Source organism: Muricoccus harenae (assembly GCF_009848505.1).
In the GTDB taxonomy this organism is placed as follows: domain Bacteria; phylum Pseudomonadota; class Alphaproteobacteria; order Acetobacterales; family Acetobacteraceae; genus Roseomonas; species Roseomonas harenae.
Map to the genome: position 1 here is coordinate 57,414 of NZ_WWDL01000002.1, position 16,827 is coordinate 74,240.

The window sequence follows — 16,827 nt, forward strand, 5'->3', positions numbered from 1 at the left end:
CTGGATACAGCAAGGGGCAGATGAAATTCTCCTGCGCGGTCGCGCTTCCTACAGCCAAACCGCTGAAATATCGGGAGGAGAAAGTGTCCCCTACGGAAGCCTGGAATGCTCAACAAAGCGGAGGCTGGTTGCTGGCGAGCGATGCCGCGGCGGTGGTCGCCTTCTGGCGCGAGGCCGGCCCCGGGCTGTGGTTTGCCAAGGATACCCGCTTCGATGACCAATTTCGTGGCCGTTTCCTGGCCCTGCATGAAGCTGCATCGCGCGGGGAATGCGCGGGCTGGGTCGCTACTCCCGAGGGCGCATTGGCACTGCTTCTTCTCCTAGACCAATTCCCGCGCAACGCCTTTCGTGGCACTCCGCGGATGTATGCGACGGATGGGATGGCGCGCGCCATCGCGGCGAAGGCGATCGATGCAGGCCATGACGGCAGTATCGACCAGCCGCTGAGGCTCTTCTTGTATCTGCCCTTTGCCCATTCGGAAGATCTGGCCGATCAGAATCGGTCGGTCGATCTGGCGGAACGCCTCGGCGAACCGGACCACTCACACGCGAGGCGGCATCGCTCGATCATCCAGCGCTTCGGCCGCTTTCCGCATCGCAACCCGATCCTTGGCCGGTACATGACGCCGGAGGAGCAGCATTTTCTCGATGGGGGCGGCTATTCCGGTTGAAGCCGCAAGTGACATGAACGCGCTTCCCGGGCCTGCCGGCAGGTGGTCGCACGGCTCAACAGCGCCGTACTCCATGGAGGGGATGAGCGGACGCCGCAGTTACGCCCGTCTGCCCAGTCAAATTGAGATTACAAGGAAGCCGCCATGCTGCTCGGTCAAGTCGCTCTTCTTACGGCCGCTGTTTTCGCGGGCGCTGCCCTCTATATTACACTTGTCGAGCAGCCCGCGCGGCTGGGGCTGGACGATTGGTCCCAACTAGCAGAGTGGAAGCCTTCATACAGGCGTGGTGCAGCGATGCAGGGGCCCCTTGCCGCAGCGGGATGCCTTCTGGGGCTCCTGGCGTGGTGGCAGACCGGCCATGTCGGCTGGACTCTCGGGGCGCTGCTTATGGTGGCCAACTGGCCCTTCACCTTCCTTGCCATCATGCCAACCAACACCAGGCTCATGATGACTGAGCCGGCAATGGCCGGAGCCGAGAGCCGGGCCATGCTCGAGCGGTGGGGCTCACTCCATGCCGTGCGGACGGCGCTGGGCCTTGCCGCGTCCCTCGCTTTCCTCTGGGCCTCCGTCTCCTGAGCAGGCGCACCCCGGGGCGAAGTGCCTGAACTGGCAGGCGGGAAGGACGCGGCAGGCCCGCCCGGGCGGGTTGTTGAGGGCTGAGCTGCGGTAAAACCGCGCCCAGCCCCTCGTAAACTCGGCTTGGCACGAAGGTGGCAACCGGCGCTTCAGCCCTGGGAAAGTGCCGGAACAGGCTGGCGATGCCGGACACGCAGGGCGGCAATGTCGCATAGTCGGCAACAAGTTCCATATTGGCTCTATGCGGGGAGCCGCTAAATCCCCAAATGGGCGGCTCCGGACGGGTCCCAATCCCGTGAGGAGGCGGCCGCGGGGCCGGACGCGCGGGTAGCAGGACGAAGAGGAGCGGGCATGGCGGCGATGGAAACGGTCGGCGAGTTGGTTCTGGACGAGCGGGAGGAGGCACTTCTCTCGTCGCTCCCCGAGGCGGAAGGCCAGGCCCTGCGGCGCCTGACCGAGATCGCCCGCAGCCGGGGCCATGTCACCCACGCAGAGGTCTCCGCCGCGCTTCCATCCGACCAGCTCTCCTCCGACCGGATCGAGGATGCACTTGGCGTGCTCTCCGCCATGGGCATCGAGGTGGCCGAGGAGGACGAGGCGGAAGAGGGCGACGCTGCCGAGGGGCCGCGGGCCGTCACCGAGGGTGACGAGGAGAGCGTCGGGAACGTCAAGGAGGACGCCGGGCGCACGGCGGACCCGGTCCGCATGTACCTGCGGGACATGGGTACGGTGATGCTGCTGAGCCGCGAGGGCGAGATCGCCATCGCGAAGCGCATCGAGGCCGGGCGGAACATGATGATCGAGGGGCTCTGCGAGGCCCCTCTGGTGCTGGATGCAATCCTCGGCTGGTCCAGGGCGGTGCAGGACGGGAGCATGCTCCTCCGGGACGTCCTCGACCTTGACGCGACGGCGGGCGCCGGCGAGGGCCCTCCCGACGACGTCTCGGAGCAGGATGACGAGGAGACGGGCGAAGCGAGCGAGGCGGGCACGATGGTGTCGCCTTCCGTCCTGGAGCAGCAGCTCAAGCCGGAGGCCATGGCGGCCTTCAAGGCGATCGAAGCGGCCTGGGAGCAGATGCGTGGCCTGCAGGCGCGCCGTATGGCGGCCTATGCGGACGGTGATGCCCTCGCGGCAGAGGACGAGGCGGAGTTCGCACGCCTGCGTGGCGAGCTGGTTGCGCTCGTCGGCAAGGTCCACCTGCACGCGAACCGTGTCGCGGAGCTTGTGGAGCGCATGCGTGAGGTGAACAAGCGCCTGACGGGAGCCGAGGGACGCCTTCTCCGCATTGCCGAGATGGCCGGCGTGAAGCGCGACGACTTTCTGGCTGTCTACCGGGCCGCGGGCTCTGCGCCGGACTGGGTGGCGAGCCTTGCCTCGCGCAAGGGGAAGGGCTGGCTGGCGCTGGCGACCCGCCATGCGGCCGAGGCCGAAGAGGCGCGCTCCGCGATCTTCGCCATCGCCGGCGAGGCTGGGCTGCCCGTTGCCGAGTTCCGCCGCGTGCAGGCCGTGGTCGCCAAGGGCGAGCGCGACATGAACCGGGCGAAGAAGGAGATGATCGAGGCCAATCTCCGCCTCGTGATCTCCATCGCCAAGAAGTACACGAACCGCGGCCTGCAGTTCCTGGACCTGATCCAGGAGGGCAATATCGGCCTGATGAAGGCTGTGGATAAGTTTGAGTACCGCCGCGGCTTCAAGTTCTCGACCTATGCCACCTGGTGGATTCGGCAGTCGGTCACCCGCGCCATCGCGGACCAGGCCCGCACGATCCGCGTCCCGGTCCACATGACCGAGACGGTCAACAAGCTGAACCGTACCTCGCGGCAGATGATGCATGAGCTGGGGCGCGAGCCGACCCCGGCCGAGCTTGCGACGAAGATGGGCATGCCCGTCGAGAAGGTGGTCAAGGCCCAGAAGATCGCGCGCGAGCCAATCAGCCTTGAGACGCCCGTGGGCGACGAGGAGGACAGCCACCTCGGCGACTTCATCCGGGATGAGAACGCTGTCATGCCGCTCGATGTCGCGCTGCATGCCGGCCTTCGCGACGCGGCGAGCAAGGCGCTCTCCGGCCTGACGCCGCGCGAGGAGCGCGTGCTGCGGATGCGGTTCGGCATTGGCATGAACTCCGACCATACGCTGGAAGAGGTCGGGCAGCAGTTCAACGTGACTCGTGAGCGCATCCGCCAGATCGAGGCAAAGGCGCTGCGGAAGATGAAGCACCCGACCCGCGCCAAGCAGCTTCGCAGCTTCCTGGACGAGGCGTAACGGAAGGGCGGCCGCCCGGTTCCGGGCGGCCGCCACAATCGGCGGTTGCGAAAGCCGCTCGGGCTCCGCCGCTCACAGCGCTTGTCGAGTTCTGACGGCGCGACCCGGGCAATTTGCGAAAACTTGCCACGAAAGCGGAGGGTGTCTGATAGCCGACCGCCGGTGCGATTTCGGTGATCGGCAGGTTAGGCGCAGCCAGCAGTTGGCGGGCGCGGCCAGTGCGCAGGGCGGTCGGCCACTGGTGGGGTGATTGCCCGGTGGCCAGGCGGAAGGCCGTACAGAAATGGATGCGGCTAAGCCCGACGAGCGCCGCCACTTCCGCAAGACTGATTTCCTGGTCCAGGTGGTCCTGCATATAGCCGGTCACTTGCCGGACCTGCCAATCGGCGAGACCCCGGCGCGGGGACAGTTCCACGAGTGTCCCTATGGTCGAATGACCGCGCATCAGTTGAATGCACAGAAGGTCGACGACCTGCTCGACGAAGAGGCGGGACGCTGAATTGTTCAAGGCCGCCTTGTGGCCGAGCAGTTCCAGCAGCCGCCTCGCGGTCGGATACTAGAAGCCTACCCGCCCGATAAGCTCGATCTGCCTGCCATGGGCGAGGATTTTGGCGCAGGACTGCAGGCGCTGATTGGTCAAGTAGACATGCGACACCCCGATGGGCCCATTGATGTCCCAGCGGCTTGGCATCGCTGTGAATGCCAATCCCCCGCACAGTTGGGTTCCGGCGATAGGCGCTTTACAGCGCCATGTAGGCGCGCCTGCCAGAGCGCGCTCTCCGGCCGGAGAGCCCGGCCAGGCGTGGTTCCCACAAGATCGGAACAATCTCCGCAATCCCCGGGAGGCGGCTCACCGCGGCCGGTCAGAGGGTTCGCCGGTCAGCAAGGAAGACCAACCCTCTGACCGAGCCACCGGAGGAACTCTCACCCGGCTGCGATGGACAGCACCGAAAGCGAGAACTTCCAGGCCGAGTAGCTGAACGGTCGCGCTGAAACCGATCCTCAACCCGCCAGATCAGGAGATATTCCCATGCGCAAGATCCTCGGCGTTGCCGTCCTCGCCACCGCTCTGATCGGTGGTATCGCTGGTCCTTACCTTCGTGGAAGGCGATTACATCCTGGGATCCACCGCCATCCCAACATGGATGCAGGCAAATGGCCGCACGCCGCTTGCCAGCAATTCCGGCCGGTCCGTTCTTGAGCAGTCGGGCGCGACAGGCGGCGGGCAGCACCGCTGATCAGCCGCCTTCCAGGGTCTGTGAGGGCCCGACTTGATGGTGCAGGGAGGGCTGCAGGCGTGGCCGGCGGACCTTTCGCGTGTTTGCCGAAGCGCGGAACTGTAGCTGGCACCCGCTGTGGCGGTGGTCCGCCGCCGAGTTGACCTCTGCGCGACAGGCGGCGCAACCTGCAGGGCGCTGGAGGAAGCGGAAACGTCGCCCGGATGGCCCAGGCCATGCGGGCCCGCGCCGGCATGATCCCGGCCCGGGAGGCATAATGAACGACGCCGGCCTATCCGACATCCATTTGGCGCTGCGTGATGCCGCGCGCCGCTTTGCGGAGGCCAAGATCGCTCCCCTGGCGGCCACGCTGGATGAGGAGGAGCGCTATCCCTCCGATCTGTACCGCGAGCTCGCCTCCCTCGGCCTTTTCGGCATCACTGTGCCCGAGGCACTGGGCGGCGCCGGTGCCGATGCCCTGGCCTATGCGCTGGTCATGGAGGAAATGTCGCGCGGCTATGCCTCGGTCGCCGATCAGGTGGGGCTGGTAGAACTGCTCGGGACGCTGCTGACGCAGCACGGCACGCCCGCGCAGCAGGAGACATACCTTCGTCCCCTTTTGCGTGCAGAGCGCCGCTGTGCCTACGCCTTGACCGAGGCTGAAGCCGGCTCGGACCTGGCGGGGCTGAAGACCACGGCGCGGCGGGACGGGGATAGCTGGGTGCTGAATGGGGCCAAGCTGTGGATCCACAATGCGCCCGTGGCCGATTTCGCCGCCGTGCTGGCACGTACGGATCCGGATGCGGGTCATCGCGGCATGTCCATCCTTCTGGTGGACCTCAACAGCCCTGGCGTCACGCGGGACCGAAAGGAGCACAAGATGGGGCAGCGCGCCTCCCCTGTCGGGGGGCTGCGCTTCGATGAGGTACGACTAGCGGCGGATGCACTGCTGGGACCGGAAGGCCGCGGCTTTCACATGATGATGTCCGTGCTGGACAAGGGACGCATCGGCATCGCTGCACTCGCCGTCGGCATCCTGGCGGCCGCACTGGAGGAAAGCATCGCCTATGCCAAGCAGCGGCGGCAGTTCGGTCAGCCGATCGCGGAATTCCAGGCGGTGCAATGGATGATTGCCGATATGGCGAAGGATGCGCATGCCGCGCGGCTCATGGTGCAACACGCCGCCCGCATCCTGGATTCCGGTGGCCGGGCGACACTCGAGGCCAGCATGGCGAAATGCTTCGCGTCCGACGCCGCCGTGGCGCGCACGGCAGATGCGGTGCAGATCCACGGCGGCAGCGGCTACATCCGGGGCGTTCGCGTCGAGCGCCTGTTCCGAGACGCCAAGATCACGCAGATTTATGAGGGAACGAACCAGGTGCAGCGCATGATCATGGCCCGGACGCTTCTCGCATGAACATGCGTCCGGCGGCCCTTGTCACCGGCGCGCGACGTGGCATCGGCCGCGCGACCTGTATCGCCCTGGCGGCGAGAGGCTTCGACGTGGTCGGCGCCGATGTTTTCGAGGAAGGCGCAGCGGAAACGGCGGCCGAGGTGCAAGCGGCCGGGGGCCGCTTCACCTTCCTGCAGTCCGACATCGCCGCGCAGGATGCGCATGGAGCGCTGCTGGATGCGGCCTGGGAGGCATTCGGCGGGCTGGAATGCCTGGTGAACAATGCCGGGGTCGGCGCCATGCGGCGTGGCGACCTGCTGGAGGTGACACCGGAATCCTGGGACCGTGCTTTCGATGTGAATGTCCGCGGTGGGTTCTTCCTTACCCAGACCGTGGCGAGGCGGATGCTGGCACCAGGGGCGCCGCGCCGCGGTGGACGCAGCATGGTCTTCGTCTCCTCGGCGAACGCCACCTTGGCTTCACCGGAACGGAGCGAGTATGCGGCGTCAAAGGCGGCGGTTTCGATGGTGGCCCGCGTCTTCGCATTACGGCTCGCGGAGGAGGGGATCGCGGTGCACGAGATCCGTCCTGGCGTGATCCGCACAGACATGACCGCTCCGGTCGCTGCCGCCTATGAGGAACGCATCGCCGCCGGCCTCTCTCCCATTCGCCGTTGGGGCGAAGCCGAGGATGTGGGCCGCACCATCGCCCTGCTGGCAGCCGGCGACCTGCCCTTCAGCACCGGCGACGCCTTCCATGTGGACGGCGGTCTGCATCTGGGCCGCCTGTGATGCCAGATGACCGCCTGCATTACGAGGAAATCGCCGAGGGCCTGAGTTGGGAGACCGGCGGGATCACCGTGACGGAGTCCCACATCCTCGCCTTCGCCGGCCTGACAGGGGATTTTTACGATCTCCATGTGGATGACGACTATGCGCGCGCGCTCGGCTTCCCTGGGAAGGTGGCCCATGGGCTACTGGGCCTGGCGCTGGCGGATGGTTTGAAGAACCGTTCATCCGTCCGGCTCGCCGCCATCGTCTCCCTGGGATGGCGCTGGAGCTTTACGGGGCCGATCCTGCCTGGGGATCGGATCAGTGCCGCGATCAAGGTGATCTCCAGGCGCGAGACGCGTCGCCCGGAGCGCGGCATCGTCACGTTGGCATTCGACCTGCGGAATCAGCGGGGAGAAACAGTGCAGCGGGGGGAGAATGACATGATGGTGCATCGGCGCGCCGGCTGACCTTGGTGATGCCCTGGAAGCAGGTCAGCCCTCCCATCCCACAACTCCCAGATACGCAGCCGCCAGCCGCGCCTGGCCCTCATGCATGGCGCGGCCGGTGACGGTGGCGCAGCCCGCCGCGCGGGCAGCAGCGATCAGAGGTGTCACCTCGGGGTTGGGGATGACATCGGCCACGACCTGAGGCGGGCGCAGACGGGATGCGTCGAAGGGCAGCGGATCGCCCTCGCGCAGCCCAAGTGGCGTGGCGTTCACCACGATGTCCTGGCCGCTGGTGTCCGGCGCGCCTTCCATCGCGGAAAGCCCCGGATAAGCAGCGGAAAGCGCCTGGGCCAGAGCCGTGGCGCGGCCCGGCGCCGCATCGTGCAGCACCAGCCGCGCGGCTCCGGCGCGGGCAAGGGCATGGGCGATGGCCCGCCCGGCGGCGCCGCAGCCGACCTGCAGGATGGCGGCGCCTCGTACGGCATGCCCGGCACGCTCCAGCCCGTCCCGGAAGCCTTCGCCATCGAACATTTCGCCCTCCCATCCGCCCTCGGCGCGGCGGCGGATGGTGTTGACGGTGCCGGTGCGCTGCGCGGTCGGACCCAGCGCGTCCAGCAGCGGAAGCACGGCCTCCTTGTGCGGCATGGTCATCACCAGACCATCGAGGTTCCGCAGCCGGGTCAGCCCGGCCCATGCGGCGGGCAACTCGCCTTCCGGAACCTCAAAGGCGACGAAGACCACATCCATGCCAAGCCTTGTGAAGGCCTGGTTGAACAGCGTCGGGGAGCGCAGCGGCGCCACCGGGTCGCCGACGATCCCCATCAGGCGTGTGCGTCCGGTGATCGTCATGCGTGGCGTCCTGCGTCGGTCAGTACCGCCTCGATCAAGCGCTGGACGGGCAGGGCGGAGCGGGCGCTGTTGGAGGGCTCGCGCCCCTGCTCGATGGCGTCCAGCAACTCGGTTATGAGGGCGCGGTGCGGGCCGTGGTCAAAGGCCATGGGATCGGCGCCGCCACCTCCCGGGGCATCCTCTCCGGCCAGCTCCGGCGGACCACCTTGCGTGCCGTGCAGTTCCAGCCGGTTGGCTATCAAGGCAGCGGAGCCCTCGGTGCCGGCGATCTCGATGCGCTCGGGAAAGCCCGGGCGGGCAACACTGGTGGCGTCGAGCACGCCGATTGCGCCGTTCTCGAAGCGCAGCGCTGCCGCGGTGACATCTTCGGTGTCGATTTGCCGCAGCGGGGAAGTGAAGGCAAAGCCGGCCGCATCCCGCACCGGCCCCATCAGGTGCAGTAGCAGGTCGATCGTATGGATGGCCTGCGTCAGCAGCACACCGCCACCGTCCCGAGCCATGGTGCCGCGCCCCGGCTGGGCGAAATAGGCTTCGTCCCGCCACCAGCGGATGGAAGCCGAAGCGGAAAGAGGCGTGCCCAATTCGCCGGACTCAAGTGCCGTCTTCAGCCGCAGCGCGGCCGGCCGGAAGCGGTGCTGCAAACAGACGCCGCAACGGAGGCCCGCGGCATCGGCCGCGTCCGCCAGCGCCTCGCCGCGCATAACGGTGAGTTCAAGCGGCTTCTCAACGAGGAGGTGCTTCCCACGCGCGATGGCCGCCTGCGCGACGGAAAGATGCGATCCGGGTGGGGTGAGCACGAACACAAGATCCAGCCCTGGCGCTTCCAGCAGCGCCGAAAGCTCCGCGAAGACAGGCGCTCCCCAGCGTGCTGTGAAGGCATCCCGCCGCGGAGGGGAGGGGGCGTAACCCCCGATGACCCGGACCCGTCCGGCTTCCTCCAATTCCCGCAGGCTCAGCATATGCGGCGTGATTGCCATGCCGAGGCCGACGAGGCCCACCCCGATCGGCATCTTCTTCATTTCCCCCTCGGACGTAGCTTCCCGCTTCACAGGCCCGGTTTCCGCGACCTATCGTGCCAGGGCGCGGCTTAGTCCCCCGCGTCCGCAATGATCCGGCGAAACTGTCGGACGGCCCTGAGGAAATGTCCATGACCGTGATGTCCCTCTCCCGCCGCGATCTCTCGCGGTTGCTCGGCGCCTCGGCGGCGCTGCTTCCCCTCCTGCCGGGCGGACGCGCACTGGCGCAGGGGCGGCGCGACACGCTGGTGATCGGCATCGACATCAGCGACACCATCACCTTGGATCCGGTCCGCCAGGCGCAATACACGCCGCCGATGACGCTGGCTGCCTGCTACGACAGCCTGATGACGCTGGATGCCGATGACCTGGTGAATCCCAAGCCCTCGCTCGCCACGAAGTGGGAGCGGCGGCCGGGCGGCAATGGCTGGCGCTTCACGCTCCGCCAGGGCGTCAAATTCGCCTCCGGCGCGACGATGACGGCGGAGGATGTGAAGTTCTCCTTCGACCGTCTCATCAACATGAAGGAACAGACGCAGCAATACATCAAGGCGGTAGACCGGGTGGAGGTGGTGGACGCCAACACGGTCGACTTCATCCTGAACTCGCCCAATGCGCCCGTCCTGTCGATCCTCTGCAACCCGGGATGCGCCATTCTGGAGAAGGCCGTGCTGCTTCAGCACGGCGCGGTGCAGGGCGTGGAAGCGAAGGACCAGGACAAAGCGACCGATTGGCTGAACAGCAACTCCGCCGGCACCGGCCCCTACCGCTTGGTCCGTTGGGAACGAAATGGCCAGATCCTGCTGCAGCGAAACCCGAACCACTGGCGTGGCGCGCCTGCCTTCGAAAGGGTGGTGATCCGCCATTTATCCGATAGTGCGGCGCAGCTCCTCGCCGTGCGCCGCGGGGATGTGCATGCCGCCTTCAACCTCATCCCAGAGCAGATCGCGACTCTGCGGAGCGACCCGAATGTCCGCGTCGACCGGCTCCCGAGCCTCGACTTCGTCTACATGGCGCTCACCGGCAACCCGGCGGCTAACCCGGCGCTCGCGAAGAAGGAAGCGCGGCAGGCGATTGGCCACGCCATCGACTACGACGGCATCCTGGGCAGCCTGTTGGGCGGCGCCGCGCTGCGCCCGGCTCATTTCCTGCCGATTGGCGTGAATGGCAGTACGGAGCAGATCGCGCGTGAGATCGGCTTTCGCCAGGATCTGGACAAGGCGAAGCAGCTTCTTCAAGCCGCCAGCGTACCGGACGGCTTCGAGATGGAGATTGCCTATGGCCAGGCAGCAGTGGCCGGCATTTCGTACCAGGTCCTCGGGCAAAAGCTGCAATCGGATCTGGCGCGCATAGGCATCCGTGTACGGCTGAATCCGATGGATCAGGTGAATCTGCGCACCGTGTACACCCAGGGGCGCGAGGCGGGCGGCGTGCTGACCTTCTGGAACCCTCCGGCCGTTTCCAACGATCTTTGGGCCAGTGCAGTCGTGGAACGGGTGGCGCGGCGGGTCCACTGGGACGTGCCGGCCGAGATGACGGAACTGGTCAAGCGCGCTTCGGAGGAACAAGACCTCGCCAAGGCCGCAGAGCTCTGGGTGGAGTGGCAGCGGAAGGTGGTGGATCAGGCGAATCATTTCATCCTGTTCCAACCGATTTACCAGATCGCAGTTCGAAACAGTGTGAAGGACTTTCCGCTCACCGCCGCGGGGTGGCAGCTCGATACCGGAAAGGTGACGCTGGCCTGAGGACAGCCGGAGGCGGGTCTTCACCGCCTCCGCCACTGTCCACTTCTGGTGCGAGAGCAGAGAGGAGAGGAAGACGTCCTCGCCTGCTCACTTCGGCAGCCGAGCCAACCGGTGCGCCGCATCCGCATTCACGGCGCCCTCGGGCAACCGCCCTGCCGCCAATGCGGCCACCTGCCGCACCGTGTCCATCGCCTGGTGCTCTGCTGCCTGCGGGGTCAGCCCAGCCAGATGAGGTGTGGCAATCACGTCCGAGCGGCGGGCAAGGCGAGGGGAGGGCATTTGATCCGCTGCGCGGCCCACATCCATGGCCGCACCGACGATATGACCGGACTCCAGGGCTGCCTCGAGCGCCGCCTCGTCCACCAGCTCCCCGCGTGACAGGTTGATGAAGAAGGCACCCGGGCGCATTGCCGCGAAGGCCTGGGCATTCATGAGGTTCTCGGTTTCGGGCGAGGCGATGGCAAGGCAGACGACGAAGTCCGCCGACAGGGCCTCGCGGAATCCGACGGACTGCACGCCGGGATCCTCCGGAGGCGTGTAGGGGTCATAGGCCAGAACACGCATGCCGAAAGCGACCGCTATCGAAGCCATGCGCCGCGCTATGCGTCCGTAGCCGATCAGGCCCAGCGAGGATGCGGAAAGCTGCACGCCGGTGCTGGGCAGCGGGATCTCGCCACGGTGGTAGGCACTGGCGGCGCGGGTAACGCCGCGCGCCAGGTCCACCAGCATCCCGATGCCCAGCTCCGCCACCGAATCGGTGAAGCCCGGTGTCGCGCGCGTCACCAGGATGCCATGGGCCGATGCGGCGGGCACGTCGATCGTGCTGATGTCCACCGCGCAACGCAGGAAGGCGACGAGGTCCGGCGCGGCCGCGAAGGTCTCTGCCGTGCCTGGACTTCCACGATAGGCAATGATGGCTTCGCAGCCGGCCGCGGCCTCGGCCAGTTCGGCATCCCGCAACTCGCGATCGGTGATGTTGCGAACCACCTCAGCATGCTCCTGGAGCGCGGCCAGGGCGTGGTCGCCAAAATAGCCGGGGAAGGTTGCCGTGGAATGGGAAAGGAAGACCTTCATCGGGCGAACTCCGCAGGGCGCTTCTCGTTGAAGGCGCGGATGCCCTCAAGGTGGTCCCCGGCCGAGAAGCAGAGCACGTTCATCTCGTTCTCATAAGCCAGACCCGCGGAGAGCGGAGCTTCCAGCGCCATCCGCATCGCCGCCTTCACGGATTGTACGGCGACGGGAGAAAGCGCGGCGAGCTTCCGCGCGATCTCCCACGCCCGCTCGAGCAGTGCGGTTTGGGGAACCACCTCCTCCACGATGCCTAGCCGGAGCGCCTCGGCGGCACCGATAGGGTCGCCTAGCATCAGCAGCCGCGCGGACTGGCCCGGACCGATCAACCGGGGCAGGAGCTGAGAGGCGCCGCCGCCGCCCACCCATCCCCGCTGCACCTCCGGGAAGCCCAGGCGCATCGTCTCGGAGGCCACTCGCAGGTCGGCAGAGAGCGCTGTCTCCGCCCCTCCGCCAAGAGTCCAGCCCTGCAGGGCCGCCACGATCGGCTTGCGAATGTTCCTCACGGCAGTGGCGTATTCCACCCGGTTCCGGAAATGCCAGGCGGAGGGATAGGCGGCGAGGGCGTTGAGATCGCTCCCGGCGCAGAAGGCGCGCTCCCCCTCGCCGCGGAGCAGGACGGCCCGGACGTCGTCGTTTGTATCGACCGCAAGGGCATGTTCCCGCAGGCGCGAAGCCATCTCCGGGGTCACCGCATTGTGTTTGGCCGGGCGGTCCAGCACCAATTCTGCCACTCCGTCCCGGATGATCAAACGCACGTCGCCATTCATGACGCGTCCTCCTTGCTTGATTGCATCTGTCCAGCAGGCGCAGACTAAGCGCAACAAGGAGGATTCATCCGCGTGCCGCGTTACATCGCCACGCGACTGCTCGCGGCCGCCGCGATGGCGGTGCTCGCGAGCCTGGTCGTGTTCCTCATTTCCGCGCTGGTTCCCGGCGATCCGGTGCTGGCACAGCTGGGCGACATCGCGGCGAGCAATCCTGCGACCGTCCTCGAATGGCGAGCGAAATGGGGCCTCGACTTGCCCCTGTGGGAACGCTACGGCATTTTCCTGAACGGGCTGGTGCATGGCGATCTCGGCATCTCCATCGCCACACGGCGGCCCGTGCTGGAGGATATCCTCCAATACGCGCCGGCCACGGTGGAGCTTGCGACGGTCTCGTTTCTACTCACGCTGATCGTCGGCATCCCGCTCGGCATCGCGGCGGCAGTGTGGCGGGACAGTTGGGTGGACTCGCTCGCTCGCGCGATTTCGCTGCTGGGCGTCTCTGCTCCAACCTTCTGGCTCGCCTTCATCATGCTCGCCGTTTTCTATGGAGGGCTGGAATGGGCGCCCGGCCCAGGGCGTGTGGACCCCATCGCCTTTCCGCCCGAAGGGCCGACGGGACTGTTCCTGCTGGACAGCCTGTTGCAACGGGATTGGGAGACCTTCTGGGACAGCGCAGCCCATCTGGTACTCCCCTCTATCGTGCTGGCGGCGGCCACGATCGGGCTGATCACCCGGACGACGCGCGCCGCAATGCTGGACAGCCTGGGGCAGGACTATGTGCGGGTGTCACGTGCGAAGGGGTTGAAGGAGAGTGTGATTGTCCTGCGGCACGCCCTGCCCAATGCGCTTGTGCCTGTGGTGACGCTCGGTGGCCTCGCCTTCGCCAACCTGCTGGCAGGGGCGGTGATGACGGAGACGGTCTTCGCCTGGCCTGGTCTCGGCCGCTACACCTTCCGCTCGGCGGCCGCGTTAGATTTTCCGGCGATCATGGGGATCACATTGGTGGTCTCCGCCACCTACCTGCTGGTGAACCTGCTGGTTGATCTGTCCTACGCGGCGCTCGATCCCAGGGTCCGGCGATGAGCGCGAGCACGATCCCCCCTGCCGCTCTGCCGCCTGCCATGCCGCTCCCTCGCGCACCCTGGCGCCGCCGGCTGCGCCGCTATGGGCCAGCATGGGCGGGGGGCGCCATTGTCCTCCTCTGGATGCTGGTCGCGATCCTTGCGCCCTGGATATCTCCTTATCCGCCGGATGCGCAGGATCTTGTGGAGCGGCTGCAGCCACCCAGCGCAGCGCATTGGCTCGGTACCGATGTGCTGGGGCGCGACGTCTTCTCACGGCTTCTGCACGGCGCGCGGCTATCGCTGCTGGCCGGCTTCACCGTGGTGCTGCTGGGCGCAGCCATCGGCACCACGGTTGGCATCGTCGCCGCCTGGGCGCGTGGCATCTGGGACGAGGCTTTGATGCGCCTGACGGACCTCGTGCTCTGCTTCCCGCCCATCATCCTGGCCCTGGCCATTGCCGCCGCGCTGGGCATCGGAACACAGAACACCATTCTCGCCATGCTGGTGGTGTGGTGGCCGAAATTCGCGCGGCTGGGGCGCGCGCTGGCGCTGGTGCAGCGGGGGCAGGAGTATGTTGAGGCTGCGACGGTGCTGGGCTTGAGGCCTCGCCGCATCCTCGGCCGCCACATCCTGCCGAACACGCTCGGCCCGCTAGCGGTCTTGGTCACGCTTGATCTCGGCAACGCCATCCTCACCTTCGCCGGCCTGTCATTCCTGGGACTCGGCGTCGTGCCGCCTACGCCGGAATGGGGCTCGATGGTCGCCGAGGGGCGCGAGCTGGTGGAACAATGGTGGGTCGCCGCCTTTCCCGGCTTCGCCATCCTCACGGTCGTCGTGGGCTTCAACTTCTGTGGCGACGGGCTGCGGGACTGGCTGGATCCGAAGGCGAGGTCGCGCTGATGGACGGATCGCTGCCGAAACGCGACGACGCAACACGAACAGACGTTCCGGTCCTTGAGGTGGAAGACCTCCGCACCGTCTTCCTGACGGATGCGGGCGCGGTGCGAGCGGTGGATGGCGTTTCCTTCAGCGTGGGACCCGGCGAAACGCTGGGAATCGTCGGCGAGAGCGGTTCCGGCAAGAGCGTGACGGCCTTGTCGCTCATGCGGTTGCTCGAAGAGCCGGCTCGCATCATCGGCGGCGCGATCCGCTTTCAGGGCCGCGACGTGCTCGCAATGCGAGGCGCCGAGCTGCGCGACTGGCGCGGCGACCGCGCGGCCATGGTGTTCCAGGATCCGATGACCGGCCTGAACCCGGTGATCCGCATCCTGCGCCAGGTGACAGAGCACATGATCTCCCACGGCCGCCAGACTCCCGCGAGCGCACGGGTTCGGGCGGTGGAGCTGCTGCGCCGCATGGGGGTCGCGGCGCCCGAGCGTGCGGCGGCGTCCTTCCCGCACCAGTTCTCGGGCGGCATGCGGCAGCGGGTAATGCTTGCGATCGGCGTCGCGAACGACCCGGCGCTGCTGATCGCGGATGAGCCCACCACGGCCCTTGACGTAACCATCCAGGCTCAGATCCTGGATCTGCTGCGCAACCTGAACGCCGAGTTCGGCACGGCGATCATCCTGATCAGCCATGACCTCGGCGTGATCGGCACGGTCTGCCGCCGCGTCGCCGTCATGTATGCCGGCGAGGTGGTCGAGGAGGCCGAGACCGCAGCCGTCCTCGCCGATCCCCGCCACCCGTATTCCTGGGCCCTGGTCAATGCCGTTCCACGGCTGGACAGCCCACCAGGCACGCGGCTCACCAGCATTGAGGGGTCGCCACCGGATGCGCTGAACCCGCCGCGGGCCTGCCGCTTCCTGGCGCGTTGCCCCTTCGCCATCTCCCGCTGCGGGCAGGAGCACCCGCCGCTGATGGAGGTGGCACCTGGCCGCCGCGCCCGCTGCTGGGTGACAGCCGATGGCCGCAGCCTGCCGTCCCCGCCGGTCGCCGCGGAGGCCGCCAAGCGTGAACTATCGGAGGACAAGCGGCCCCTGCTACAGGCTACCGGCCTGGTGAAGCACTTTCCCGGTGCGCGCAGCTCCTTCCTTGGTCGCCGCACGGTCGTGCATGCGGTGAATGGCGTCGACCTGCATTTGGCGCGCGGTGAGAGCCTCGGTATCGTCGGCGAGAGTGGCTGCGGAAAATCAACCCTCGCGCGGCTGGTCACCCGTTTGCATGAACCCACTGCGGGGAGCCTGCATTTCGAAGGCCAGGACATCACTCATGCATCCGCCTCCGAAATGCGGCCTCTGCGGCCGCGACTGCAAATGGTGTTCCAGGATCCCTATGCCTCCCTCAACCCCAGGATGCGCGTTTCTGACATCCTCGCGGAGCCGCTGATGGCCCATGGCCGCGCCGCGAGCCGCGCGGAGGCCGACCGCCGCGTGCTGGACCTTATGGGAACGGTCGGGCTGAAGCCCGAATGGGCGACTCGCTTCCCACATGAATTTTCCGGTGGGCAGCGCCAGCGCGTCTCCATTGCGCGGGCCCTTGCGCTGGACCCGGCGCTGGTGGTGGCGGATGAGCCGGTCTCGGCGTTGGATGTGAATGTGCAGGCGCAGGTGCTGAACCTGATGCTCGACCTGCGGCAGCGCCTGGGCCTGTCCTACCTCTTCATCGCGCATGACCTGGCCGTGGTGCGCGCCTTCTGCGATCGGGTGGCCGTGATGTATCTTGGGCGCATCGTCGAGGAAGGGCCGGCGATCGCACTCTTCGCGCGGCCACTGCATCCCTACACCGTCGCCCTGACCAGCGCGGTGCCGGAGCCTGGGCGGGAGCGGGTGATCCTGGCCGGTGAGCCGCCCTCCACCCTGAGGCTTCCGACCGGCTGCGTCTTCCGCGCCCGTTGCCCGATGGCCCAGGCCGCCTGCGAGGCACCGCCGCCGCTGGCGGAAGTTGAGTCCGGCCGCCGCGTCGCCTGCCATTTCCCCGGGTCCTTCACCCGCCCCGGGCATCTCGTTTGATGCCGGGAAGCGGGACCGTGCCGGCC

17 protein-coding genes are annotated in these 16,827 nt (G+C 67.2%); 12 read left to right on the forward strand and 5 right to left on the reverse strand.

Annotation, left to right across the window (positions count from 1 at the left end):
* The first annotated feature begins 20 nt into the window (after positions 1–20).
* The 3 genes from GSE44_RS02455 (at position 21) to rpoD (ending at position 3,509) form a co-directional block, all read left to right on the forward strand.
* Positions 21–671, forward strand: a complete 651-nt coding sequence (locus GSE44_RS02455) for a DUF924 family protein (protein WP_159346985.1) — start codon at positions 21–23, stop codon at positions 669–671.
* A gap of 144 nt (positions 672–815) precedes the next feature.
* Positions 816–1,247 carry a DUF1772 domain-containing protein gene (locus GSE44_RS02460; RefSeq protein WP_159346987.1) on the forward strand — a complete coding sequence of 144 codons (432 nt, stop codon included), beginning with the start codon at positions 816–818 and terminating at the stop codon, positions 1,245–1,247.
* Between the two features lie 351 nt (positions 1,248–1,598).
* Positions 1,599–3,509: an RNA polymerase sigma factor RpoD gene (gene rpoD / locus GSE44_RS02465; protein WP_408015085.1), complete on the forward strand. Its 1,911-nt coding sequence runs from the start codon at positions 1,599–1,601 to the stop codon at positions 3,507–3,509.
* Here rpoD and GSE44_RS26435 read toward each other — a convergent pair.
* On the reverse strand, positions 3,403–3,864 hold the full coding sequence (locus tag GSE44_RS26435; protein ID WP_408015086.1) for a helix-turn-helix transcriptional regulator: 462 nt from the start codon (positions 3,862–3,864) through the stop codon (positions 3,403–3,405). The genes rpoD and GSE44_RS26435 overlap by 107 nt on opposite strands.
* Here GSE44_RS26435 and GSE44_RS25495 point away from each other — a divergent pair.
* The 5 genes from GSE44_RS25495 to GSE44_RS02490 all read left to right on the forward strand — a co-directional run bounded on the left by GSE44_RS25495 (position 3,793) and on the right by GSE44_RS02490 (position 7,359).
* Positions 3,793–4,008 (forward strand): hypothetical protein, encoded by a 216-nt coding sequence (locus GSE44_RS25495; RefSeq protein ID WP_235924514.1) that lies wholly within the window; start codon positions 3,793–3,795, stop codon positions 4,006–4,008. The two genes, GSE44_RS26435 and GSE44_RS25495, sit on opposite strands and share 72 nt — an antisense overlap.
* A 531-nt stretch (positions 4,009–4,539) precedes the next feature.
* Positions 4,540–4,710, forward strand: a complete 171-nt coding sequence (locus GSE44_RS02475) for a hypothetical protein (protein ID WP_159346989.1) — start codon at positions 4,540–4,542, stop codon at positions 4,708–4,710.
* A 293-nt stretch (positions 4,711–5,003) separates the two neighbouring features.
* A complete protein-coding gene (locus GSE44_RS02480) occupies positions 5,004–6,143 on the forward strand; it encodes an acyl-CoA dehydrogenase family protein (protein WP_159346990.1) in 1,140 nt (379 codons plus the stop codon).
* A complete protein-coding gene (locus GSE44_RS02485; protein WP_235924515.1) occupies positions 6,140–6,910 on the forward strand; it encodes a 3-ketoacyl-ACP reductase in 771 nt (256 codons plus the stop codon). Before GSE44_RS02480 ends, GSE44_RS02485 begins: the two co-directional genes overlap by 4 nt.
* A complete protein-coding gene (locus tag GSE44_RS02490) occupies positions 6,910–7,359 on the forward strand; it encodes a MaoC family dehydratase (RefSeq protein WP_159346992.1) in 450 nt (149 codons plus the stop codon). The genes GSE44_RS02485 and GSE44_RS02490 overlap by 1 nt, the downstream gene beginning before the upstream one ends.
* Positions 7,360–7,383: 24 nt before the next feature.
* Here the strand turns inward: GSE44_RS02490 and GSE44_RS02495 are convergent, their stop codons facing one another.
* Both GSE44_RS02495 and GSE44_RS02500 read right to left on the reverse strand, forming a co-directional pair.
* Positions 7,384–8,187 (reverse strand): shikimate dehydrogenase family protein, encoded by an 804-nt coding sequence (locus tag GSE44_RS02495; protein ID WP_159346994.1) that lies wholly within the window; start codon positions 8,185–8,187, stop codon positions 7,384–7,386.
* Positions 8,184–9,197 (reverse strand): Gfo/Idh/MocA family protein, encoded by a 1,014-nt coding sequence (locus tag GSE44_RS02500; protein WP_159346996.1) that lies wholly within the window; start codon positions 9,195–9,197, stop codon positions 8,184–8,186. Before GSE44_RS02500 ends, GSE44_RS02495 begins: the two co-directional genes overlap by 4 nt.
* Positions 9,198–9,334: 137 nt before the next feature.
* Here GSE44_RS02500 and GSE44_RS02505 point away from each other — a divergent pair, with 137 nt between their 5' ends.
* Complete coding sequence (locus GSE44_RS02505) at positions 9,335–10,948, forward strand: ABC transporter substrate-binding protein (RefSeq protein WP_159346999.1); 1,614 nt, start codon at positions 9,335–9,337, stop codon at positions 10,946–10,948.
* 87 nt (positions 10,949–11,035) lie between these two features.
* Here GSE44_RS02505 and GSE44_RS02510 read toward each other — a convergent pair whose 3' ends face one another.
* Complete coding sequence (locus GSE44_RS02510) at positions 11,036–12,022, reverse strand: NAD(P)-dependent oxidoreductase (RefSeq protein ID WP_159347001.1); 987 nt, start codon at positions 12,020–12,022, stop codon at positions 11,036–11,038.
* Positions 12,019–12,786, reverse strand: a complete 768-nt coding sequence (locus tag GSE44_RS02515) for an enoyl-CoA hydratase/isomerase family protein (RefSeq protein WP_159347003.1) — start codon at positions 12,784–12,786, stop codon at positions 12,019–12,021. Before GSE44_RS02515 ends, GSE44_RS02510 begins: the two co-directional genes overlap by 4 nt.
* 72 nt (positions 12,787–12,858) lie before the next feature.
* Between GSE44_RS02515 and GSE44_RS02520 the strand changes: the two genes are divergently transcribed.
* From GSE44_RS02520 to GSE44_RS25500, 3 genes are read left to right on the forward strand one after another with little or no spacing between them, the layout of a single operon-like run.
* Positions 12,859–13,869, forward strand: coding sequence for an ABC transporter permease (locus GSE44_RS02520; RefSeq protein WP_159347005.1), 1,011 nt, complete (start codon positions 12,859–12,861; stop codon positions 13,867–13,869).
* Positions 13,866–14,750: an ABC transporter permease gene (locus GSE44_RS02525; protein ID WP_159347007.1), complete on the forward strand. Its 885-nt coding sequence runs from the start codon at positions 13,866–13,868 to the stop codon at positions 14,748–14,750. Before GSE44_RS02520 ends, GSE44_RS02525 begins: the two co-directional genes overlap by 4 nt.
* Positions 14,750–16,801, forward strand: a complete 2,052-nt coding sequence (locus tag GSE44_RS25500; RefSeq protein WP_159347009.1) for an ABC transporter ATP-binding protein — start codon at positions 14,750–14,752, stop codon at positions 16,799–16,801. The genes GSE44_RS02525 and GSE44_RS25500 overlap by 1 nt, the downstream gene beginning before the upstream one ends.
* Positions 16,802–16,827 lie beyond the last annotated feature (26 nt).

Coding starts and splice junctions, on each gene's coding strand:
- GSE44_RS02455 (WP_159346985.1), top strand. CDS start 21: ATGAAATTCTCCTGCGCGGTCGCGCTTCCTACAGCCAAACCGCTGAAA.
- GSE44_RS02460 (WP_159346987.1), top strand. CDS start 816: ATGCTGCTCGGTCAAGTCGCTCTTCTTACGGCCGCTGTTTTCGCGGGC.
- rpoD (WP_408015085.1), top strand. CDS start 1,599: ATGGCGGCGATGGAAACGGTCGGCGAGTTGGTTCTGGACGAGCGGGAG.
- GSE44_RS25495 (WP_235924514.1), top strand. CDS start 3,793: ATGGATGCGGCTAAGCCCGACGAGCGCCGCCACTTCCGCAAGACTGAT.
- GSE44_RS26435 (WP_408015086.1), bottom strand. CDS start 3,864: ATGCAGGACCACCTGGACCAGGAAATCAGTCTTGCGGAAGTGGCGGCG.
- GSE44_RS02475 (WP_159346989.1), top strand. CDS start 4,540: ATGCGCAAGATCCTCGGCGTTGCCGTCCTCGCCACCGCTCTGATCGGT.
- GSE44_RS02480 (WP_159346990.1), top strand. CDS start 5,004: ATGAACGACGCCGGCCTATCCGACATCCATTTGGCGCTGCGTGATGCC.
- GSE44_RS02485 (WP_235924515.1), top strand. CDS start 6,140: ATGAACATGCGTCCGGCGGCCCTTGTCACCGGCGCGCGACGTGGCATC.
- GSE44_RS02490 (WP_159346992.1), top strand. CDS start 6,910: ATGCCAGATGACCGCCTGCATTACGAGGAAATCGCCGAGGGCCTGAGT.
- GSE44_RS02495 (WP_159346994.1), bottom strand. CDS start 8,187: ATGACGATCACCGGACGCACACGCCTGATGGGGATCGTCGGCGACCCG.
- GSE44_RS02500 (WP_159346996.1), bottom strand. CDS start 9,197: ATGCCGATCGGGGTGGGCCTCGTCGGCCTCGGCATGGCAATCACGCCG.
- GSE44_RS02505 (WP_159346999.1), top strand. CDS start 9,335: ATGACCGTGATGTCCCTCTCCCGCCGCGATCTCTCGCGGTTGCTCGGC.
- GSE44_RS02510 (WP_159347001.1), bottom strand. CDS start 12,022: ATGAAGGTCTTCCTTTCCCATTCCACGGCAACCTTCCCCGGCTATTTT.
- GSE44_RS02515 (WP_159347003.1), bottom strand. CDS start 12,786: ATGAATGGCGACGTGCGTTTGATCATCCGGGACGGAGTGGCAGAATTG.
- GSE44_RS02525 (WP_159347007.1), top strand. CDS start 13,866: ATGAGCGCGAGCACGATCCCCCCTGCCGCTCTGCCGCCTGCCATGCCG.
- GSE44_RS25500 (WP_159347009.1), top strand. CDS start 14,750: ATGGACGGATCGCTGCCGAAACGCGACGACGCAACACGAACAGACGTT.